The organism is Pokkaliibacter sp. MBI-7 (assembly GCF_029846635.1).
Lineage (GTDB): Bacteria > Pseudomonadota > Gammaproteobacteria > Pseudomonadales > Balneatricaceae > Pokkaliibacter.
Genome location: NZ_JARVTG010000002.1, coordinates 1,451,206 through 1,473,642, shown reverse-complemented (window position 1 = coordinate 1,473,642; position 22,437 = coordinate 1,451,206). Strand labels below are relative to the sequence as shown.

Sequence of the window (22,437 nt, the reverse complement as noted above, 5' to 3'; positions counted from 1 at the left end):
CTTGAGGTATGAATTTAATCGGTTTTCAGCATCCCAGCATCCCAGCATCCCAGCATCCCAGCATCCCAGCATCCCAGCATCCCAGCATCCCAGCATCCCAGCATCCCAGCGTGCCTGGGTTGGCCTGTTGACTCAGGCCAAGGTGACCAGCAGGGGTTGGTGATCGGAGCTGGCTGTCGTGATATCGACTTCAATGGCCTTGATCCAGCTGGCCAGAGCTTCACTGACCAGGGCAAAGTCACGGCAATGCGGGCCTTCAGGCCATTGGTCAGCATCATGAACACCACAGGTAGGGGCGTGTGCGCTTTCCGGGTGCAGCAGATGCCAGGCATCCAGCCAGAAACGCTGCTGTAGCAGCCATTGGTAGTCGTCACTGGTCTCGGCAAGGTTCAGATCGCCACACAACATGCTGGCCAGCGGTCGGGGAGGAAATTGATAGGAGCCCTGAGCAGTGGCACAGGGAGCTTCGTTCCACTGCCTGATGCTGTGCTCCCAATCAAGCAGATAGCCAATCTGTGCCCGACGTTCGGCCTGGCTATGGAATGCCAGATGAGTGTTAATGATCCGCAGTGATCGGGTTGATTCGGGTATTTGCACTATGGCTTCCACTGCACAGCGTGGCATCTGCTTGACGCCGTGGGCGGGTGGCATAGGCAGAGTATGGATGCGGCCATCCAGAGCCAGAGGCTGGCGCACCAGTGTGAGGTTACCAAATTCGCGCCTGCTGCCACCTTCGCCCGGCCAGTTGATGGCCGCTCCCCAAAATGGCACATAGTCAGTGAAAGCTTCAGTGATGGCTGATAACTGGTCTGGTTGCTGCGCATGGCAGTACTCGGGAAAGTGTCTTGCCACTTCTTGCAGGCACAGCACATCGGCAGCAAAGGCTTTCGCCTCTTCAATGATGCGATCCAGTCTGATTTGCCCGTCGCAACCGAGACCACATTGGATATTCCAGGTAAGAATCTTCATCTGTTCGATGACCCTGTCATTCAGCAGTTGAAAGCGAGGAGGCCAGCTCGGATTGTGGCAGGCATTCAATCACTGGCACGGATTCAGTCTCACACAGGGCGCGTAGCGGGGCGGGCAGATAGTCGGTAAAAAACTCGTCCACTTCGTTCAGATGACTGCTGATCACCGGTGCATTGCGCAAATATTTGCTGGCATCGGCGACCAGAATACGTTTCTCGCTGTTGGCGATAATGGATTGAGACAGATGCGACTCTTCAGGAGAGAAGTCGACCAGTGTGCCGTCGGCACCGATTCCCCCAACGCCGAAAATGCCATAGTTGATGCGGAATCGTCGAAAGAAGCGAGTGGTGTCTTCGCCCATGATGTCCTGGTCATCCGGACGTACTCTGCCGCCGGCCAGCAAGGTTTCGATGCGAGGGTTGTGGCAAAGGGTGAGGGCGACGTTGAGGTTGTTGGTCACAACGATCAGGCCGGGGTGATCTACCATGGCCAGCGCAATCTGCTGGGGTGTAGTACCGATGCCGAGAAATACGCTGGAACCTTCCGGCAGGCTGTCTACTATTGCCTTGGCAATAGCCTGTTTGGCACCCAGATTCATAACCTGACGATTACTGAAAGACAGGTTGCGGTTCGTAGTGGGCAGGGTAATGCCACCGTGTACACGCTTGACCAGACCCTGATCGCTTAATTCATTGAGATCTTTGCGTATGGTCTGCGCGGAGACGCCGAAGGCTTCGGTAATAGTACCGCTGGAAAGTGTTCCACCCGTCTGTTGTAACCAGTCCAGAATCTTTTTTTGTCTAGAAGACAACCCCATAGATCGCATCTCCTGAGTACATCGCTTGCCTGGGCAGCCAATGTCATATGATTCGTTTCACAGGCCAGTGCGCTCATTCGCATGGTGAGGTCGATCCCTCCACTCACCGCTTTACATTCCATGTCACTGCCAACAGCTGCGTGCGCTGACAGGCAACCCGTACTTCGCGCTTAGCTGAGGCATTGTGGCACGTCTGGCCGTATTGGATATCGGATTCACCACGTTGTAAACCTATTACCCTTTTGCGTCGAAATGATGAATCTTTGGCTTTAGGCTGTACTAAATCGAGATTCATAGTGCCAGGTTCTCTACAGACTCCGCAGAACAGTATCTGCCAGTTCGACAAACCCGTATCCACCGGGGTTAAAGGTGATATAGCGCGGTGGTGGATTGAGTGTAGTCAGGAAACGCTGGATATTGGCGACGCCTACCGTGTGAGGGAAGACCGAAAACATGTTGGCATCATTGGGTGAGTCGCCGATGAATATGCTCTGCGCCAGTGCTTTTTCGTGACTCAAATGCTGTTCCTGCTCTAGCCAGGCCAGCGCACTGGAGGCTTTGTCATAGGCTCCCATCCAGATATTGACGTGAATCGAGCTGACTCTTACTGACGCTGGTGAAAGACGAATGAGTGCGAGTAGCCTGTCTAAATCGCTATTGGCGAGCCGTTCATCCTGACCAATATCGTATGCAATATCCGTCAACCGATAAGGATGATCCTGGGTCAGTCTGGCCTGGGGTAACTCTCTGGCAATATTCTCGATCAGTTGTTCAAGCTGTGATCGATTCTGGGAGCGCTCTGAAAAGGGTAAGCGGAAGCGCTGCTGCAGGCGCCCCTGCTGATCCTTCTGAATCCAGAATGCGCCGTTTTCACCTATTACAGCGGCAATAGGCCAGGTGCGAATCATGCAGTCGCACCATCCAGAGCAGGCGCCGGTCACAGGGATAATTTTCACGCCTGCCTGCTGCAGGTTTTCCATCGCGGAGTAAGTCTCAGCGGGCAGGCGGCCCTGCCACGTCAGGGTGTCGTCCACATCAGTGAACAGGTAACGAGGCAAAAAGGGCAGAGTCTCCGGCAACCCTCCTGGTCTCATCATGGTTGAGTTCCTTACTGGTAGGCGATGAAAGGGCGTGATCTGGATGAAATATGTTTCATATTGTAGTTCTTCATTCGCGCGTTGTGGTGGTTTTATTTTGTTTCAAACGAAAATTTTATTATTGCGTACGATGTGTTGTGACTGTCCGATAGCTGAAACAATCCCTTCGTTCAGGTGCGGAAACAGGTAATTGCACTGGCCTGACAATGTTGTCGCAAATTGACAAAAAAGACGCCCAGAGTACACTTGTTACACGGCATAAATGGAAAATGCCATGTCGTTGTGAAAGATGAGGAAAAGGATGCCGCATTTGCAGCAACAGACACCAAAACGATGTCTGGTGGACCAGTATCTCGAAACGAATTTGACTAACTATCGCTGCAACTGAATCACTTTATTTTTACTGTTCAATCAATACCTCGCACATTGATTGCATTTGACTATCAGTTCCCGTGCTTTCTGATAGCGTTACTTGATTCAGCGGTTCAGCGCATACCACCGACTTTGTTTTACCCTCAAAAACCCGCCTCCCAGCGGGTTTTTCCTTATCTGGTGTGTTGTTTTGCCTTTGTTAGTGCTTGTGCTGCCGTCTGTAACCATATCGTTATTTCCCCGTGATCATATGTCGGGGCTGGTGCATAATCGGCGCACTGGTTACAGCGGTGGGCAAATCTTCTGATTTGACACTCCTGAGCACCGTCAGCCAGACGGACTCGCCGTCTGTCGTATTTTGCGTGAGGGAATATGGCTACGCTTCTGCAACAACTGAGTAACGTTACCACTGTCGTCGCCGATACCGGTGACCTTGCAGCTATTCAGGCTTTCCAGCCAATCGATGCCACCACCAATCCATCTCTGGTACTCAAGGCCATGGGCCAGCCACTGGCTGAGTCGCTGATCAGCACCGCTGTTGCCTGGGCCAAGCAGCAGGGTGGTGATCAGGCTACCCTGCTGGACAATACCGCCGACAAACTGGTGGTCAGCCTTGGTATGGAAATCCTCAAGCACATCCCGGGCCGTGTTTCTACCGAAGTGGATGCCCGCCTTTCCTTTGATACCGAGAAAACACTGACCAAGGCTCGTAAGCTGATCAAGCTTTATGAAGACGCTGGCATCGGCCGTGAGCGTGTGCTGATCAAGATTGCTTCTACATGGGAAGGCATCAAAGCGGCTGAGATTCTGGAAAAGGAAGGTATCAACTGCAACCTGACCCTGCTGTTCAGCTTTGCGCAGGCGCGTGCCTGTGCTGAATCGGGCGTATTTCTGATCTCTCCGTTTGTTGGCCGCATTCTGGACTGGTTCAAGAAGCAAAACCCTGGCACCGACTACGCACCTGAAGAAGAGCCTGGTGTCGTCTCTGTCAGTGATATCTTTAACTACTATAAGCGTCATGGTTATCACACCATCGTCATGGGCGCGAGCTTCCGTAACATCGGGGAAATCATTGCGCTGGCAGGCTGTGATCGCCTGACTATCAGCCCCAACCTGCTCGAAGAGCTATCAGCCAGTGAAGGTGATCTTCAGGTACGTCTGCACGCTCAGGCTGCCAGTGCCGACAAACCCCAGGCTTTGTCAGAGGCTGAGTTCCGCTGGCTGCACAACGAAGATGCTATGGCCACTGAAAAGCTGGCTGAAGGCATTCGCCTGTTTGCTGTTGATCAGAACAAGCTGGAAAAAATGTTGAGTGAGCGTCTGGTTGGCTGATCGCTGCTGACTTTTAGATAGAACCGGTATGGGGCTTCGGTTACTGAGAGCTGATAAGGTCTTCACCTACGGGTGAGGACCTTTCAGGTTGCCATGCCAAAGAATGGAGAGTGTGTTCATCCTGTTTGATTTAGCTTATTTTGGTATGCCATCTGCCGCGAAAAGTTGATAAAACAATCTGCTTCGATTCTCCCCAAAACTTTGTCAAAAACTTTTACTACCGCAACAACGGATAATTGACACGCCCCTTGGCTTTTATCTTAAGTATGGCCTGGCCGATGCGAATGTGAGCGATCACGTCACGACCGTAGCGCGCCACCACATGAAACAAGTCGTACACCACTTCGGTTCGAGGGTCGTGCCGCTTCACTTCCAGATCAAAAGCCGTATTCATGTCCATCGCGACCGCTTCGGTGTGCTTGCAGTGCTTGCCAAGCACCTGGAAGAAGGGACAGATGGCCTCACAGCTGTCGCCATGACCCACTCATAGCACACGCTTTCGCCCGGCATCCATGATCACCGTGGCATAGCGATGACCTTTGTGCAGAGCGAATTCATCCATGACCAGACGGCGTACCTTGCCCGGCTCGAAGGTATCGATGTCCGTTTCCAGACGGCGTTAATCGAGGGCCTGAGGGTATGCCAGTGCAAACCGGTCATTTGGCTGACAGGCTGTATGCGTAGCAACTCTTCAAGCCAGCTCTGCAAACGGCGAGTCAGACGGGAGGCGCCTTCCAGCCAGTCGATGTGCTCGCCCACACGTCCACACGTCTACACGCCCACAGTACAGGCAGCCGACCTGAGGCGACAGTTCAATCAGCAGCGTATTTTCAGTGACAGAGTGAGAGGTGACGACGTCGCAGCTTGGCTAGAAAACGGTAAAGTCAATAGGATGCATGGCGATAGCAGGGAGAGGGTGTTGGTGTGTTTGGCGACTACCAATCTACTCACTTCCCTGACTGTCAATCTGCTCTTCCCCAGAATCAGCGAAGAACCATTTTTTGGGATCAGCCGCCACAGGTCTACTACCAGCGCAATCACGCCTGGGAGCGCGCGAGCTGCATTAATTACTACATCGATCAGTGATCTCGCGTCGGACGGGATCGTCTCTTTCAGGTGCTGGCGGGTATCAGCTGCTTGTGCGCCCCTGGCTGTGTAAACCTACCACGTTGTTCAGTAGAGGAGGCCGGTTGACTGGAGGCTGATAGTGCAAGCTGGCATGAGGACGATGCCAGTTGTACTGATGAAGCCACAGCGGCCAATGAGCTCTGAGGATTCATAGGAGCGGGCATAAGTCCACTCACGCAGCGCCGTCTGGATAAAACCTCCGCCTTGCTATTCGTGCGTGGCGTATAAGGTTTGGTTCGATAGTGGCGGAGGTTCAAACGTATGCACAGCCGATGGAAGTGCCGGGATTGATAGCACGCGCCATTGTCTGTCAGCACGCGCACGAGACGAATGCCGAGGCGCCGATAATAGCGCACTGCCTGTAACAGAAGTGGCACGCACTTTTGTCGGTTTCGTCGGGGTAGATTGAACTGAAGCCAATGTGTGAATGATCATCGATGGCCACATGGGTGTTTTCCCAGCTGGCGCCGGGCGAGTCCTGTCGCCGGTTACCTGTTACGCGATGGTCAGGACGAAGGAAGCGGCCGAGCTTCTTGATATCCAGATGCAGCAAGCCGCCTGAGCAGACGTGCCACTGTACTGCATCCTACCTTCAGGTGGGCGCTGATCTGGCGATACGAGTGCCGGGCACGGCGTTGCTCGACGATGAGTTCCTATGTTTGAGGCGTGGCACGTGGGCTGCGATGCGGTCGGGATGAGCGTTTGTGCAGATCGGGCTCCCTCGGTAGCGCCTGAGCCATTTGTAGGCGGTGCGTACACTGAATCCAGCGGCCTGCGCCGCTTTTTCGGGGTGTAAGCCGACTTCGACAATGCGTTTGACGAACAGGGTTCGACCGTGAATGGTTAATTGGGCATGTTTATGGTTGTTCATTCGGGGTCTCGGTGTGTTGGGTCGCGCCTCCAATTCTCCGGATACGTCCCGAATGAACAACCTAATGAGAAATCACAGTTAGACATCGCAGCCTGTTATTGCTGTGTTTCCTGCTCACTGAACATACCGTCGAACAGGACGGACGACAGGTAACGCTCACCTGAATCGGGAAGAATAACTACGAAGGTCTTGTCTGCAAATTCGGGTTGTTCAGCCAGTCGAATCGCAGCAGCCATTGCCGCCCCACAGGAAATGCCAGCCAGGATGCCTTCTTCCTGCATCAGGCGGCGAGCCATAGCAATGGCCTCGTCATTAGTGACTTGCTCCACCCGGTCAACAATGTTCAGATCCAGATTCTTTGGTACGAAACCAGCGCCAATGCCCTGAATCTTGTGAGGGGCGGGTTTGATTTCCTGGCCCTGCAATTGCTGAGTGATCACGGGGGAGTCCACTGGCTCTACCGCCACTGAAGTAATGGCCTTGTGCTGTTTGATAAAGCGGCTGGTGCCGGAAATGGTGCCACCTGTACCTACACCCGCTACCAGTACGTCAATATTACCTTCCGTGTCGGCCCAGATTTCAGGCCCTGTGGTTTCTTCGTGAATCTTGGGGTTGGCAGGGTTTTCGAACTGCTGAAGCATCAGGCGCTTGCCGGGCTGCTCTTCCACAAGTTCGCGTGCTTTTTCTATAGCGCCTTTCATGCCTTTTGCAGGCTCAGTCAGTACCAGATTGGCGCCCAGCGCTTTGAGTACTTTGCGTCGCTCAAGGCTCATGGAGGCGGGCATGGTCAATGTAATGGTATAGCCACGGCTGGCAGCGACGAAGGCCAGTGCAATCCCGGTGTTGCCGCTGGTAGGTTCGACAAGCTCCATGCCTGGTTTGAGGGCGCCGGACTTTTCTGCTTCCCAGACCATGCTGGCTCCAATGCGGCACTTGACCGATCCTGCTGGGTTACGACTTTCCAGCTTGGCATACACCCTGGCTTTGGTCAGGCGATTGATTCTGACTAGCGGGGTGTGGCCGATGGTGAGCGAATTGTCAGCATAGAGAGGCATAGTAAAAATCCTTCTGTCTTTATAACTAAATGCAATACGTTTTTGAGGAGCTTTGGCTGCATGAGTATATAGCGACTATCCAGCCAGGTTGCAAATGAGTAATTCGGCAATTAATTATCTGGATTAGCGGAAGCTGGCAGGCCTCTCGATGCCTTGGTTATGGCCGTTAGTCTAAGTGGGGATTGCGGTGCTTTTCGCTATGCTGGATGGAAAGTGAATGGGAGTTGGTTATGACGCGTTTTTCAGGCAGTGATCGTTATATCGCGCCATCAGATCTGCAGCTGGCAGTTAATGCTGCTGTTCGTTTGCAGCGACCGCTGCTGGTCAAAGGAGAGCCTGGCACCGGGAAAACGCAGCTGGCGGAAGAGGTGGCCCGCAGTCTGGGCTATTCACTGATCAGCTGGCATATCAAGTCAACGACCAAGGCTCAGCAGGGCTTATATGAATACGACGCAGTATCTCGCCTGCGTGACTCTCAGCTTGGCGATGAGCGCGTCCATGATATTGCCAATTACATTGTTAAAGGTAAGTTGTGGGAGGCTTTTACTGCGGACAGCCCGGTGGTTCTCCTGATTGATGAAATCGATAAGGCTGACATCGAATTTCCCAACGATCTGCTGTTGGAACTGGATCGCATGGAGTTCTATGTGTACGAGACCAGGCAGACGGTAAAAGCAGTTCATCGACCGATTGTTATCATCACCAGTAACAATGAAAAGGAATTGCCGGACGCATTTTTGCGGCGCTGTTTCTTCCACTACATTAACTTTCCTGAGCGCGAAACCCTGAAGCAGATACTGCATGTACACCATGGAGATATAGAGACAGAGTTGGTTGAGCGGGCGCTGGACGTGTTCTTTGATATTCGCCAGCAAAACGGTATTCGCAAAAAGCCCAGCACTTCAGAGTTGATAGACTGGCTTAAGTTATTGATGGCCGATGAAATCAGTCGGGAAGCCCTGATCGAAAAGCAGGGCGCGCAGGCGATCCCACCTCTCGCCGGAGCGCTACTGAAAAACGAGCAGGACGTACACCTGCTGGAGCGCCTGGCATTCATGCATCGCCAGCAGAAGGGTTAAGACGTGCTGGTCGACTTTTTTACCGCCGTTCGTCAGGCGGGCGTCCCCTGTACGTTGCGTGAGTGGCTGGACTTGGTTGCCGCACTGGCCGCCGACGTGGCCTTTGCCAGTATGGATGATTTTTACGTGCTCGCCAGAACGGTGCTGGTCAAGGATGAAGCACACTACGATCGCTTTGATCGGGCTTTCGCAGCTTACTTCAAGGGTATTGAAAGCGTTGAGCTTGATGTTGCGCAGCTTATTCCTCGTGAGTGGTTGCTCAACCAGTGGCAGCGCTGGCTGACTGAAGAAGAGCGTCAGCAGTTGCAGCAGCATAACAACCTGCAGGAGCTGATGGAGAAGTTGTATCAGCGCTTGCGCGAGCAGAAGGAACGGCATGCAGGTGGCAACAAATGGATCGGTACCGGGGGGACATCTCCCTTCGGCGCTTATGGCGATCATCCTCAGGGGATTCGTATCGGCCAGGACGGCAATCGGCGTCATAGTGCAGTAAAGGTGTGGGATCAGCGCCTGTTCCGTGATCTGGATGGAGACGCCACGCTGGGTATTCGTCAGATCCAGATGGCCCTGCGACGATTGCGCCAGTTTGCCCGGGATGGCGCAGCAGATGAACTGGATCTGGAACATACCATCCGGGCGACCGCCCGTCAGGCGGGTATGCTGGATCTGCAGATGCGTGCGGAACGTCACAATGCGGTAAAGGTGTTGCTGTTCTTTGATATCGGCGGGTCAATGGACCCCTACGTACAGCTCTGTGAAGAGCTGTTCTCAGCCTGCCGGACAGAGTTCAAGCATCTGGAGTATTTCTATTTCCATAACTGCATCTACGAGTCAGTGTGGAAAACCAACATGCGCCGACAGCACAATCGGACAGAGCTGGAAGAAATCTGGCGCACTTACGATGCAGACTACAAAGTCATCATTATTGGTGATGCGTCCATGGCTCCCTGGGAGGTAACGCATCCTGGAGGCAGTGTCGAGCATTTTAATCAGGAAGCGGGGTCAGTCTGGTTGCAGCGTCTGAAGTCTCATTTCCGCAAGGTTGTGTGGTTAAGCCCCATGGCAGAGCGTTATTGGGACTACACGGAATCGCTGGTATTGATCCGACAGCTGATGGAAGGGCATATGTATCCACTCAGTCTGACCGGTGTTGAAGAAGGGATACATCATCTGAGCCGCTGATCCTATTGAAGCAAGAAAAAATAAAGGCAGCGTCACGCTGCCTTAAGGTTCAGTCATTGCATCGAAGGGGATGTCAGCAACGACCTTTTTTTGCTTGTCCCGGAGGGCAATGAGCAGGTCCGGGTGCCACGATTACGCCGGGTGTGTATACCTCGGCCTGCACACCGGGAGTGCTGACTCTTGCAGCGCACCCACTTAACGCCAGACCCATTGAAGCCCACACCAGTACAGTGATGACCAATCGCATTGCTACTCCTCGTATGCCACTCGCCTTGTATATTGTTGTGGCTTCAGGTGTGTTCTAGCAAGCAATGTGTATTTTATTTCAGCAGATTGTCAGTTTTTCTTGGGGTCCAGAGGGCGAGCAGGGCTCCACTTTGGATCAACCTTATAGCCGTTGACTTCCCCCGGGCGTGTATCCCCTTTGTAGGTATAGAGTGGCTGGCCCTTGTAAGCCCATTGCAGTGTTTCATCGGCCCGCCAGAGCAGGCTGAAATGCTTGAAGCCCTGATCATTGGCTTCGGCGTGGTATGGCTCCCAGTGTTCCAGGCAATCTCTGTAGCACATGGTACGTCCCGGTTGGTCATCAGCAAAAACATACAATGTCATCTGATCCCGTGTTGCCAGCACTTTGCCCAGTTTGGTTTCGCGAAATTGCAAAGTGGCCGGAGGATTGGTGCTGTCAGCTACGGCTGATCCGGCAACCATCATCAGCAGTGATAGACATGTAAGCGTCTGCAGGCGCATTGGGAACCTCTCCTTTGTACGGTAAGTCACGGCATTTCGAGTAGCGCTAAGGCCTGTTACCCGAATCCATACTGCACTGTCTGAAGCAGTGTAGAACAGAATCACGTATTTACCCGTTCAGTCCACAGTTCAGATAGCAAACGGATAGGCTGGCGCTCATTCGCTTTACTCTGCAATTAATGAACAGATGTTAATATCGCCGCAATCTATGAAAAAATACTTATAAATAAGTGTATTGGTGTTGTAATTGGTTAAATGGTTGCTTTTTGTAATTTTTTGAAAATAAGGTTGTGTGAGCCAGACGGATACATGCATTGGCTGGGGATAGTGCTGGTCTGAATGGGAAGGGGCATAGCAAAGGCCAGAAGGATAACAATGCGCATGGGCATTCAATGGTTTGAGCGCCCCCTGCACAACTTATAAATCAGCCTGCTGAGCGTGCATCTGCCTTTTGCAGTACTTCACGCTTTTCATCATTGTTCATATCCCACCAGCGACTGATTTCCTCCAGTGTCCGCCAGCAGCCAATACAGACGTTCTGGGCATTGAGTTCGCACACGCTGATGCAGGGGCTTTCCACATTTTTTGCTGATGATGACGTCGGCGTCATAAAGCAACCTTTTATCAATGACTGGGGAGTGGAGGCAGCTATCCCGCGATAGCTGCTTCTTCACTTTTTAGCGATCTTGCGACGTGGACACGACCTCATGAGTTGAGGCCTGACAGGTGAAAAAACAGGAAGGCTGAATTGACTGGTCATAAACGAACCTCCCTAAGACTTTTTCAACGCCTCACGTTTGCGCGCAGCCGGTCGTGAAAACCTGCTTAGTGCAACTGCTGCAGCAGAATCTGCAATGGATGAGGCAACTGCTGGGCATCCATTCGCTTTACCTGACTGCGGCAGGAGTAACCTGTTGCCGTCAGTTTTCCCCGGTTAGCCGGATCATTCACCACTTTGGCCCAGCTCTGGCCATAAATGGTTTTTGATGTATCCAGATTGGCCGTTTCATGACCATAGGTACCTGACATGCCACAGCAGCCCGTGTTGATTACCGCCAGTTCCTGACCCAGCGCAGCAAAGACTTTCTGCCAGGCACTGACACTGGGTGCAGCATTGGTTTTTTCGGTGCAGTGAGCCAGTAGTTTGAAGCTTCCCTGACGCAGGCGGTCTGCTTTTGACTGCAATGTGGTGACGTGCTCTGACAGCCACTCCTGCAGCAGCTGAACCTGAGGCGCCTGTCCTGCTGCCAGATATTTTTTGTATTCGCTGCGATAGGTCAGGGTCATTGACGGATCAATGCCCACCAGAGGAATACCGGTGGCTGCCAGGGTATTGAGCAGTTGTGCCTGACGTTCTGCCGTGCGCGTGAACTGCTTGAGGAAGCCATGCACATGCAGCGGCTTACCATTGGCCCGGAAAGGCGCCACCATGGGGTTGAAGCCCAGTCTGCTGAGCAGGGCCAGAATATCGGTCACGACCTGGGTATCGAAATAGGACGTGAAGGCATCCTGCACAATAATCACAGCCTTGCTGCGCTGTTCTGCGGTCAGAGCCTGCAGACTTTCCTGAGTGGCAAAGGGAATGCCCATACTTGCCATGGCACGATCCAGTCGAATATCACTGAGTAGCGGACTGTCGGCCATGCCTGCGTATTTCTGCAGTGCTTTGCGCGTCAGGCCGTTCCCCATCAGGCCGTTATACAGCCAGGGAGTGCGTGCCAGATAAGGGATGACGAACTCCAGTGTGCCAATAAAGTAGTCCTTCAATGGGCGCAGATAGCGGCCATAGTAAAGCTCGAGGAACTGGCTGCGCAGTTCGGGCACATTGACTTTGATGGGGCATTGTCCGGCGCAGGATTTGCAGGCCAGGCAGCCCGCCATGGCTTCATGTACCTCATGGCTGAAGTCATATTCGCCACGACGTTTTGCCAGCGTGTTTTTGACCTTGGGAATAAAGGTCTGAACTGCAGAACTCTGTCGCTGTTCTTTGGCCAGCTGTACCGGGTCGGCATGTTCCTTCTGCATCAGTCGCAGCCACTCGCGGATCAGCGAGGAGCGGCCTTTGGGTGAATGGATGCGCTGCCGTGTACCCTTCCAGGACGGGCACATGGCGTCGTCCGGGTCGAAGTTGAAGCAGGCACCGTTACCGTTACAGTGCATGCCTTCTTCAAACTTGAGACGGCTGGCAACGGGAATGGTGCGATCAAACTGGCCTCGGGTCGGCACTTCATCAATTTTCAGCAGGGTTGCACCGTCTTTGGCGGGTGTGGCGATCTTGCCCGGGTTCAGCTGGTTGTAGGGGTCAAAGGTGCCTTTGAGTTCCTGCAGGCAGGCATAAAGGTTGCCGAAGAAGGCAGGGCCGTATTCCGAACGGACACCTTTGCCGTGCTCTCCCCAGATCAGACCTTTGTATTTCTGCGTTAGTGCGACGACGCCATCAGAGATGATGCGGACCAATGGCTCCTGCTCGGGATCTTTCATGTCGATGGCTGGACGTACGTGCAACACGCCGGCATCAACGTGCCCGAACATGCCGTATTGCAGACCATGGCTGTCCAGCAGTGCTCGAAACTCAAGAATGTAATCCGCCAGATTCTCTGGAGGCACGGCGGTGTCCTCGACAAAGGGAATTGGCCGACGCTCGCCCTGCGCATTGCCCAGCAGGCCGACGGACTTCTTGCGCATTCCCCAAATCTGTTTGACGTTGTCGTTGCCCATGGCCACGGTATAGCCGAGGCGGACTCCACCAGAAGCTTCAGCATCCAGCTGGGCGGTGAGGCGGTTTACCTCTTCTGCCAGTATGGCCTCATCGTCACCGGTGAACTCCACCAGATTGATACCCTGAATAGGCGTCTCGCTGGTCTGGGGGAACCACTGGGCCACGCTATGCCAGATGATGTCCTGCATCGCCAGATTGAGTACCTTGGAGTCAACCGTCTCAATGGACGTCGGGTTGCCGCGCATCAGGCCCTGAGCATCCCGCAGTGCTTCGTTGAAACTGCCATATTGCACATTGACCAGCGCAGAATATTTGGGGATGGGCAGCACATTGAGCTTGGCTTCAGTAATGAAGGCCAGGGTGCCTTCAGAGCCACACAGCAGGGCATTGAGATCAAAGCGCTGCTGCTCATCGCGGATATGCGCAAGGTCATAGCCGGTCAGGCAGCGGTTCAGTCTCGGGAAGGTCGCGCTGATTTCTTCCTGACGGGTACGTTGAATACTGTCTGCCAGACGGTGAATTTCACCGACGCGATCCTGTCTCTGCAGCATGGGCTCCAGCTGCTCCTGCGTCAGCGGGCTGGAGTGCCACAGAGTGCCGTCAAGCAGCACGCTGTGCAGTTCCAGTACGTGGTCGCGTGTCTTGCCGTAACGCACGGATCCCTGGCCACTGGCATCAGTATTGATCATGCCGCCAATGGTGGCGCGGTTGCTGGTAGACAGTTCAGGGGCGAAGAACAGGCCGTAAGGCTTGAGTGCGGCATTGAGCTGATCCTTGACCACGCCCGCCTGCACCCGCACCCAGCGTTCAGCTGCATTGATCTCAATGATTTGGTTCATGTGCTTTGACACATCCACCAGCAAGCCGTCATTCAGGGACTGGCCATTGGTGCCGGTGCCACCGCCACGGGGTGACACCTTGACCTTGTGAAAGCGAGGCTGGTTGAGTAACTGGGCAATGCGTTGCAGGTCAGCGGTCGAGGCGGGGTAGAGCACGCCCTGTGGCATCACCTGATAGATGGAGTTATCCGTTGCCAGCACCGTGCGGTTGGCATAATCCGGGTTGACGTCGCCTTCAAAACCCTGAGCTTTCAGGGCATCCAGGAAGGCCAGATAGTCGCTTTGCAGCGGCGATACTTCGGCAAGACGGGGAATCATAGGGTACTCACTTTCTCATCAGGGCCGACAGGCTGGCCTTGCTCAATCGGCTCAAAGCCGTAGAGCAATGCCGGGTTGTCGACTAAAACACGGTGTTGAAGGGCTGGGTTATCGGTCCACAGTCCCAGTAGATCCAGCAAATCGCCATCATTGGGCATGGCGCCGGGCAGGCAGGTATGAGGCCAGTCGCTGGCCCACAGTAAACGTTCAGGATTGGTCGCCAGCAGCGTTTCTGCCAGCGGGCGTACATCGATATAGGGCCAGCGATCAGCACTGATGCGCTCGGCCCCAGACAGTTTGACCCACAGCTGACCACGTTCCAGCAGGCGCAGCATGCTGACAAAGCCGGGATGCTGAGGGCCGAACTCCGGTGGCAGATGGCCCATATGATCAATGACTACCGGCACAGGCAGCCTGCCAAGGCTGGCTTCGATATCGGAGAACTCTGATACATCCAGCAGAATCTGCAGGTGCCAGCCCAGAGGGGCAACTTTGGCCGCCAGAGTACGTACGTCCGACACGGCGACGCCGCTCTTGAACAGCAGGTTGATGCGCACGCCACGTACGCCGAGTGCGTGCATGCGTAGCAGTTCATTCATCGGTGTATCAGGGTCAATCACGACCACGCCGCGGAAACGGTCACCGCCCTGTCGCAGGGTTTCCAGCGTGACGTGATTGTCTGTGCCATAGACGCTGGGTTGTACGACGACGGCGCGGGACAGGCCCAGTTTATCCATCACCCGCATATAGTCCTGCAGTGAAGAAGGGGGCGGTGTGTAGGAGCGATGAGGTGTAAAGGGGCGTTGCAACTCAGGCCAGAAGACATGCATGTGGCAGTCACAGGCGCCCAGGGGAATTGGTAATCGGGGGCGGCGAGGCATTGCATCCGGGGCCGCGCAAAGCGGAGCGAAGGGTTCTGCCAGATTGCTCATGCGGGTCCGCTCCCACCCCTGCAGGCCACGAATCCCGCAACCTTCCGCACTGTCAAGCAGATAGCGCCAGTACTCACGGCGGGCCAGGTCCGGGTCACCAAGGCGAATGGCGGCAATAATCTGCTGCCAGTGGCGGATCAGGTCCGCACGGTGCTGACTCCACCAGACGGTCAGAAAGCCGTCGGCCAGTCGGTCGGCCCCATTAAGGTAGGCCAGGAAACCGCTGAGATATTCATTGCCGGAGGCCTCGGCAACACACTCCTGCATCTGCTGCTCAATCTGCAGTGGCTGCGGGCTGTCGGTCAGTACTAGTAGCAGCTGCTCAAGTCTTATCAGCTGTTCACTCTGGCGGCGTCGTGCTGCCATGCTGGCGGCGGCCACTTCTACTTCTAGACGCAGTTCGAACAACTTACGCAGTGCCAGACGATCTCCCTCACTGGTAACGATGCGAAAGCTCTGGTGAGCAGAGGCTGAAAGTACAAACACGCCTGCGCCCTGACGGCTTTCTACCAGTCCGGATGATTTCAGTCTCGCCAGAGCCTCGCGCACTACATTGCGGCTGATGCCGTACCGCGCGCATAGCTGTGCCTCACTGGGCAGCTTGGTTCCCGCAGGATAGTCGCCAGTACGAATCTGGGCTTCCAATGCTCCGGCCAGTTCATTGGAGAGAATGGTAGGTTTACGTAGCGTCAACAGGCACCTCAACAAGTTGTCAGCTTGTAGGACAAGTTGGGGGATTCTACTGATTTCTGAGCGGAGGTGAAAGACACTGGGAATAACTTGAACAGGGGTATTCAAGGTGGAAACCGGGAACAGAAGTCTGCTGCGTTGAGCCTGGTTTCAAAAACCAGGCAACACAGAGCCAAAAGGTACGGGCAGGTCAGGTTCTGGCGTACTTGATGAACATCACTTTCATCAGCACCAGCCCACTAAAGACAATGACAGAAGCGATCCCTAACACGGGCCCCAGAATGGGTTCCGGGACAAGGCCAGCAAAAAGACAGAACAGACCGATCAGGAGCACCAGCGTGCCCAGCTGATGAATATAGAACTGCAGGTTGGCCATGCGAACAGGAACATTCTGCAACCAGAGTCTGTGACAGACGCCGTAGATAAACGACACGACAAAGCCAAGCAGCATGATATGGGCATGTGTCACCAGCTGGCTGTGGTTTTTAGACGCAGCCATATAGATGCCCAGAGCCAAACCGACTAACGCGTAGCCCAAGCCTGCCATAACAAACTTTCTGTCCATTCTCAGTCTCCTGAGGATCAGAATTACACCAGATATCAAATCGCCGTTATTCAAAGAGCAAAAGACACCTGTAGGGATCATGCTGGTGCTCATTGTCAGCATAGGCACAGGTTGCCATTTAAGGTGTAGCTCAATAAAGCGGAGTGGGCTAATACCTGACGAGGATGAGTCCAGTTAGTGTCAGGGTAATGCCATGATGATGAGCAGTTGTGGCGTGCTGAGTTGCAAACGGTTATCTGGCTGTTTTTAAGATGCGAATTGTGATGTGTAGAGATTGAATATAATTAATTGAAAACATTCAGGTTCTGACTATGTAATTATTGCCAGTTATTCCTTGTAATATTGATCTCTCAATTTTTATGAAAAATATTTAATTAATATAAATCAATCATTTATAGTTTGGCATGCATCTTGATTTGTATTTTTGCGAGAGCTGGCTTACAGCTTTCGACGCAAGATAAGAATTACGTGATTGAGAGATTGGCTATTGATGTTTTGAGAATGGCTAATCAGAACAGAGAAGAGTCAGAGGTCATGGATGATCATCACGTAAAGAACTAATAAAGGAAACTGCTAATTCTGAAATTGATTTTCTATTTGTCAGATAATAGCGAATTATTTCTTATGAATTGCCAAGGAGAATGTCATGCTTTCATGGGCTGCTGTATTTTTTATTCTCGCTATTGTGGCGGGCTTGCTGGGCTTTACCGGAATTGCTGCGGCATCGACCGGAATTGCGAAAATTCTGTTTCTGGTCTTTCTGGTGATGTTTGTCATCTTCCTTATTACTGGCAGAAGACCCCCAAAAGTCTGATCGATAAGTAAGTTTACTGGTCGTCAATCAGGTTTTTTGATAGCTGATTCAAGGATTTAGAGGCGACAGCAGCAATAATGCATTGTTGTTTTGCGAGTGTAGTTGTTGTTTTGCGAGTGTAAGACGGCTTCAGGTCAGGCCTTCATCCAAGGGATTAACAGGGATGCAACAGGGAAGTGGCGCCGACTGAAGCGCTGATTCAGGGAGAATTGTATGCGTAACCAAATAATCAATGAGTATGATGCTGATGTCCTGTCACATATCGTCAACGTGTGCGAAGACGGTAAACAGTTCTATCAGCATGCGGCGCAGCAGGCGCATAACCCGGCGCTGCGTCAGGTGTTTGACGAACAGCTGAAAGCCCGCCTTTCAGTCATCAATGCGCTTCGACCGGAGTATGAGATGCGCAAGGCTAAACCGCTCTCGCGTGAGCAAACCGTCGAGGGATACCTGCGCGAACTGTACACGGAAGTTAAAACAGCACTGGCTGCAGACGACAAGGAAGATTATGTGCTGGTTGAACAGCTCCTGGCATCTGAGGATCGTACGCTGATCGAGATGCAGGAGGCGATCAATGCCGTGAGCAACCCGGCGTTGAGCATGCAGTTAAATGACCAGTTAACCCACATCCAGCAGGCGCATGCGCGGATGCATCATCTGAAAAACGTGTTAAAGCCGCATTGAGATAAAGGGTGCACCTGCGGTTAGAAATATATCCGCAGACTCAAGAACGTGGTAAGCAGCGAGAACGTTTAAAAAGTGAGGAAGTTTGCCCACTGTGTCGCTTGAACTCAGTGGGCACGCTATTCTTGGGGCTTCCTGTGCGGCAACAACTGGAGGTTCCCATGTCGTTATCCGGTGCTATTCCGATCCTGAGAATCTTTGATGAAGCCAGAGCCCGGGAGTTCTATCTGGACTTCCTCGGCTTTCATCTCGACTGGGAGCATCGCTTTGATCGCGACTTTCCTCTCTACCTGCAAATTTCCCTCGACCAGTGTGTACTGCATCTGACTGAGCACCATGGTGATTGCTGTCCTGGCAGTGCCATTCGTATCCCCTGTGACCATCTGCATCAGTATTGCGAGCAACTGAACACCAGGAACTATGCCTACGCGCATCCGGGGATCAAGAAGATGCCATGGGGAACCAGTGATATGGCGATAATCGATCCCTTTGGAAACCGACTGGTTTTTACCAGAGACGACGAAGTTTGCTAAGCACGTGAAAACGTTCTAAGGCACCACTATTTCCGGCTTTCGGGACGATATATGAGGCAAAGCACGGCAGAGCGTATGGGGCTGATGGGGGCAATCGCCATCGGCATCGGGGGAATGGTCGGGGGTGGTATTTTTGCTGTACTGGGCGAGGCGGTGTCGACCGCCCACGGCGCTACTCCTGTGGCTTTTGCACTGGCTGGTGTAGTTGCGCTGTTAACCGCTGTGAGTTATGCCCGTCTTGCTGTGGCCTATCCCAATCGGGGCGGTACGGTGGTCTTCATTGATAATGCTTTCGGTAACAATCTGGCCTCGGGCAGTGTGAACGTCATGCTGTGGCTCAGCTATCTGGTCACCATTGCTCTCTACGCCAGTGCATTCGCCTCCTATGCGGCGACTTTTTTCGCAGATGGCGTTTCACCCCTACAGCAGCATGCCCTGATCAGTGTGGCGATTATTCTGCCAGCCGCCATCAATCTGATCAGCGCCAGTTTTGTCAGCCGTTCGGAGACCCTGATTGTGGTGCTGAAACTGGCACTCTTGGTGTTCATCATTTATTCCAGCCTGCCTTATATGGATATTCAGCATGTCAGTCCGGCCCAGTGGGGGGATCCGCTTTCTATTGTGGCGGCGGGCATGATTATCTTCGTGGCATACGAAGGATTTGAGCTCATTGCCAACGCCGCAGAGGATATCGAGAACCCGCGACGCAACCTGCCGCTGGCTTTTATCTTGTCGGTTGTGCTGGTCATGGTGCTGTATGTGGTGATTGCGGTGCTGACGGTCAGCACGGTAAGTGAGGCGCAGCTGGTGACTGCCAGGGATTATGCACTGGCCGTGGCTGCCAGGCCTGCTCTGGGCCAAAGTGGCTTTGTGATCGTAGCAGCAGCGGCTTTGCTGGCTACCTTCTCTGCTATCAACGCTACCATCTATGGCAATGCGCGTCTTGGCTACACTCTGGCCAGAGACGGACAGCTGCCTGAGCAGTTTGATCACGAGGTCTGGAATAAACCTGTGGTCGGTGTGCTGATGACCGCCATTATCAGTCTGCTGATTGCTAATACGATCAGCCTCAATGAAATCGCCATTATCGGCAGTGCCAGTTTTCTGTTGATCTTTACACTAGTGAATGCCAGTGCATGCAGATTGCGTCAGCGCATCGGGGGCAGCATCTGGCTTTATGGAGCAGGTACCGTGTTGTGTGCTCTGGCGCTGGTTGTGCTGCTCATTCACACCTGTCAGACCGACGTGCGTGCTCTCTGGGTTTTTCTCGGTTTTTTACTGATTTCCTGTGGTTTTGAGGGGGTCTTTGGCACGATCGTGCGGGGCCACTTTCTCGGCAGGCAATACTGATTACCTCATTCCGTCAGCGTAGTGGTGTGAAGACGTGGACAGTCTGGCACGGCATTCGCTAGGCTTGGAGTCGTTTGTTTCCTGGTTTTGTAGAGTCTGATGTCATTACCTGCCTTTGCCGAATCTCTGCGGCGCCTGTGGGCGCTGGAAAAGTTCACCTACAGCTTGCGTGTCTTTATTGCTCTCAGCGGCGTCATGGCGGGCTGCTGGCTGACAGATCAGATCGCGCTGGTTATTCCGCTATTTCTCGGTGTTATTGCCAGCGCACTGGCGGAAACCGATGACAGCTGGCTCGGCCGTTTACGCGCCAGCGGGGTGACTCTGGTTTGTTTTGCTGTTGCGGCTTTCGCAGTCAAGCTGCTGATGCCTTATCCGCTGCTGTTTGTGGCGGGTCTGGCGCTCTCCACCTTTGTCCTGACGCTGTTTGGTGCACTGGGTGATCGCTATGCAACCCTGGGGCAGGCGACACTGATCTTGTCGGTGTACACCATGATCGGTGTTGATCAGGGCAAAATGGCGACCACATTCTGGCACGAACCCTTGCTGCTGACGCTCGGTGCCAGCTGGTACAGCCTGTTGTCGGTGATCTGGCATGCCTTGTTTGCGCACCAGCCGGTGCAGCAGGGGCTGGCAACACTCTTTGTTGAGCTGAGCAGTTATCTGAAGATCAAGGCGACGCTACTGGAGCCAGTGAAAGAACTGGACATCGAGGAGCGTCGTCTGGCATTAGCCAGACAGAATGGTCGGGTGGTGGCCGCCCTCAACCTGGTCAAGGAAACCATCCTCAGTCGGATGGATGGCAGTGGCGGGCAGAAGGTCAATCGCTATCTGCGTCTCTATTTCATTGCGCAGGATATCCACGAGCGTGCCAGTTCGTCTCATTACCCCTATCACCAGCTGAGCAAGACATTCTTTCACAGTGACGTGTTGTTCCGCTGTCAGCGCTTGCTGGATCAGCAGGGCAGAGCTTGTAAGCGACTGGCCTTTGCCATTCGCCTGCGAAAGCCGTTTGACTATGGCGATACGCGACAGGCTCACGCCGACCTGCAAGCCTCGCTCACCTATCTGCAGGAACAGCAACGGTCTGAGTGGCGTAGCTTGCTGCGCTCGCTGAATGCGCTGGCGGACAATCTGGCCAGTCTGGAGCAGCGTCTGGCTACAGCTAATAATCCCGATGCGCTGGCCAGCGATCAGGACAGTGTGCTGTTCGACCACAATCCCCGCACGCTTAAACAGGCATGGCAACGCTTGCGCCAGCATCTGTCCGTTACCTCACTGCTGTTCCGGCATGCTTTGCGCCTGTCGATTGCGCTGTGTATTGGCTATGGCGTACTGCATGCCATTCACCCGTCACAGGGTTACTGGATTCTGTTGACCACGGTATTCGTCTGCCAGCCCAACTATGGCGCAACGCGCATCCGTCTGGGGCAAAGGGTAGGGGGAACGGTCGTTGGACTGATCGCTGGCTGGGCGCTGATTACGCTGTTTCCCAGCCCGCTCATTCAAAGCCTGATTGCAGTAGTGGCAGGCGTTTCCTTCTTTGTTACCCGCAAGAGCCAGTATGCGCTGGCGACGGGATTTATCACCCTGATGGTAGTGTGCTGCTTCAATCAGGTGGGCAATGGCTACGGGCTGATCTGGCCCCGTCTGCTAGATACGGTGTTAGGCACCCTGATTGCCGGGCTGGCAGTCTTCACCATTCTGCCAGACTGGCAGGGGCGCCAGTTACATCGTGTTGTAGCCAATGTGCTCGACTGTAATGGGCGTTTTCTGCGCCAGCTGATGCAGCAGTATGCGACCGGCAAGAAAGACGATCTGGATTATCGCGTCGCGCGGCGCGATGCCCACAACGCTGATGCAGCGTTATCGACAGCGCTGTCGAATATGCGTCTGGAGCCAGGGCATTTTCGTAAGGATGCGGAGGCTTGTTTCCCTGTGCTGGTCGTCAGTCATACTCTGCTGAGTTATCTGTCAGCCCTGGGTGCTCACCGCCATGAGCTGCTGGATGTGGCCGGTGATGAAGTGCTGGATCAGGCGGCGGAGGTGATCGTCAGCCAGTTGCAACGCATGGCGGAGGATCTGGCAGAGCGACGGCCCGTCACTCCTGCACAGCCCGATGAGCAAGCGACTTTACTGGCATTGGAGCAGCTGGCTGACGGCCTTGATGATCAACATCGTCTGGTGCAGACGCAGTTGCTGCTCATTAGCCAGCAGCTGGTACCTTTACGGGAGCGTTTGCAGGACATGCAGCAGCGGGTAGCCAGTGCAGCCCCTGCTTTGACTGAGCAGAAATAGAATGACCCGGCAGCAGGCCGGGTCATCAGGGACAGAATAATGGCTTACA

17 protein-coding genes and 2 pseudogenes are annotated in these 22,437 nt (G+C 53.7%); 8 read left to right on the top strand and 11 right to left on the bottom strand.

What is annotated here, in order from left to right; translation table 11 throughout:
• Positions 1–132: 132 nt before the first annotated feature.
• From QCD60_RS26390 to QCD60_RS26380, 3 genes are all read right to left on the bottom strand, one after another.
• The gene (locus tag QCD60_RS26390; RefSeq protein WP_279789942.1) at positions 133–969 is read right to left on the bottom strand and encodes an endonuclease/exonuclease/phosphatase family protein; all 837 of its coding nucleotides are present in this window, start codon (positions 967–969) and stop codon (positions 133–135) included.
• A 16-nt stretch (positions 970–985) separates the two neighbouring features.
• Positions 986–1,786 carry a DeoR/GlpR family DNA-binding transcription regulator gene (locus tag QCD60_RS26385; protein WP_279789941.1) on the bottom strand — a complete coding sequence of 267 codons (801 nt, stop codon included), beginning with the start codon at positions 1,784–1,786 and terminating at the stop codon, positions 986–988.
• Between the two features lie 308 nt (positions 1,787–2,094).
• Positions 2,095–2,883: an HAD-IIB family hydrolase gene (locus QCD60_RS26380; RefSeq protein WP_279789940.1), complete on the bottom strand. Its 789-nt coding sequence runs from the start codon at positions 2,881–2,883 to the stop codon at positions 2,095–2,097.
• Between the two features lie 744 nt (positions 2,884–3,627).
• Here QCD60_RS26380 and tal point away from each other — a divergent pair.
• Positions 3,628–4,587, top strand: coding sequence for a transaldolase (tal, locus tag QCD60_RS26375; RefSeq protein WP_279789939.1), 960 nt, complete (start codon positions 3,628–3,630; stop codon positions 4,585–4,587).
• 268 nt (positions 4,588–4,855) lie between these two features.
• Here tal and QCD60_RS26370 read toward each other — a convergent pair.
• From QCD60_RS26370 to cysK, 3 genes and pseudogenes are all read right to left on the bottom strand, one after another.
• A pseudogene (locus tag QCD60_RS26370) lies at positions 4,856–5,355 on the bottom strand (transposase); the annotation flags it as partial.
• Positions 5,356–5,716: 361 nt separating this feature from the next.
• Positions 5,717–6,586: pseudogene (locus QCD60_RS26365) on the bottom strand (leucine zipper domain-containing protein).
• A 95-nt stretch (positions 6,587–6,681) separates the two neighbouring features.
• The gene (cysK, locus tag QCD60_RS26360; RefSeq protein ID WP_279789938.1) at positions 6,682–7,641 is read right to left on the bottom strand and encodes a cysteine synthase A; all 960 of its coding nucleotides are present in this window, start codon (positions 7,639–7,641) and stop codon (positions 6,682–6,684) included.
• 230 nt (positions 7,642–7,871) lie between these two features.
• On the opposite strand from cysK, the gene QCD60_RS26355 reads away from it, so the two are divergent.
• Both QCD60_RS26355 and QCD60_RS26350 read left to right on the top strand, forming a co-directional pair.
• A complete protein-coding gene (locus tag QCD60_RS26355) occupies positions 7,872–8,720 on the top strand; it encodes a MoxR family ATPase (RefSeq protein ID WP_279789937.1) in 849 nt (282 codons plus the stop codon).
• Positions 8,721–8,723: 3 nt separating this feature from the next.
• Positions 8,724–9,902 carry a VWA domain-containing protein gene (locus QCD60_RS26350; protein ID WP_279789936.1) on the top strand — a complete coding sequence of 393 codons (1,179 nt, stop codon included), beginning with the start codon at positions 8,724–8,726 and terminating at the stop codon, positions 9,900–9,902.
• 336 nt (positions 9,903–10,238) lie between these two features.
• Here QCD60_RS26350 and QCD60_RS26345 read toward each other — a convergent pair whose 3' ends face one another.
• The 5 genes from QCD60_RS26345 to QCD60_RS26325 form a co-directional block, all read right to left on the bottom strand.
• Complete coding sequence (locus QCD60_RS26345; RefSeq protein ID WP_279789935.1) at positions 10,239–10,649, bottom strand: hypothetical protein; 411 nt, start codon at positions 10,647–10,649, stop codon at positions 10,239–10,241.
• A gap of 424 nt (positions 10,650–11,073) precedes the next feature.
• Complete coding sequence (locus tag QCD60_RS26340; RefSeq protein ID WP_279789934.1) at positions 11,074–11,259, bottom strand: DUF1289 domain-containing protein; 186 nt, start codon at positions 11,257–11,259, stop codon at positions 11,074–11,076.
• A gap of 215 nt (positions 11,260–11,474) precedes the next feature.
• Entirely contained in the window at positions 11,475–14,525 is a 3,051-nt protein-coding gene (locus tag QCD60_RS26335; protein ID WP_279789933.1) for an FAD-binding and (Fe-S)-binding domain-containing protein, read from the bottom strand.
• Entirely contained in the window at positions 14,522–16,150 is a 1,629-nt protein-coding gene (locus QCD60_RS26330) for an amidohydrolase family protein (RefSeq protein WP_279789932.1), read from the bottom strand. The genes QCD60_RS26335 and QCD60_RS26330 overlap by 4 nt, the downstream gene beginning before the upstream one ends.
• Positions 16,151–16,337: 187 nt before the next feature.
• Entirely contained in the window at positions 16,338–16,712 is a 375-nt protein-coding gene (locus QCD60_RS26325; RefSeq protein ID WP_279789931.1) for a TonB-dependent receptor, read from the bottom strand.
• Positions 16,713–17,358: 646 nt separating this feature from the next.
• Here QCD60_RS26325 and QCD60_RS26320 point away from each other — a divergent pair.
• From QCD60_RS26320 to yccS, 5 genes are all read left to right on the top strand, one after another.
• Positions 17,359–17,526, top strand: coding sequence for a DUF1328 domain-containing protein (locus QCD60_RS26320; protein WP_279789930.1), 168 nt, complete (start codon positions 17,359–17,361; stop codon positions 17,524–17,526).
• A gap of 213 nt (positions 17,527–17,739) precedes the next feature.
• On the top strand, positions 17,740–18,210 hold the full coding sequence (locus tag QCD60_RS26315) for a PA2169 family four-helix-bundle protein (RefSeq protein ID WP_279789929.1): 471 nt from the start codon (positions 17,740–17,742) through the stop codon (positions 18,208–18,210).
• A 161-nt stretch (positions 18,211–18,371) separates the two neighbouring features.
• On the top strand, positions 18,372–18,743 hold the full coding sequence (locus tag QCD60_RS26310) for a glyoxalase superfamily protein (RefSeq protein WP_279789928.1): 372 nt from the start codon (positions 18,372–18,374) through the stop codon (positions 18,741–18,743).
• 51 nt (positions 18,744–18,794) lie between these two features.
• Positions 18,795–20,093 (top strand): APC family permease, encoded by a 1,299-nt coding sequence (locus tag QCD60_RS26305; RefSeq protein WP_279789927.1) that lies wholly within the window; start codon positions 18,795–18,797, stop codon positions 20,091–20,093.
• 99 nt (positions 20,094–20,192) lie between these two features.
• Entirely contained in the window at positions 20,193–22,388 is a 2,196-nt protein-coding gene (yccS, locus tag QCD60_RS26300) for a YccS family putative transporter (protein WP_279789926.1), read from the top strand.
• Positions 22,389–22,437 lie beyond the last annotated feature (49 nt).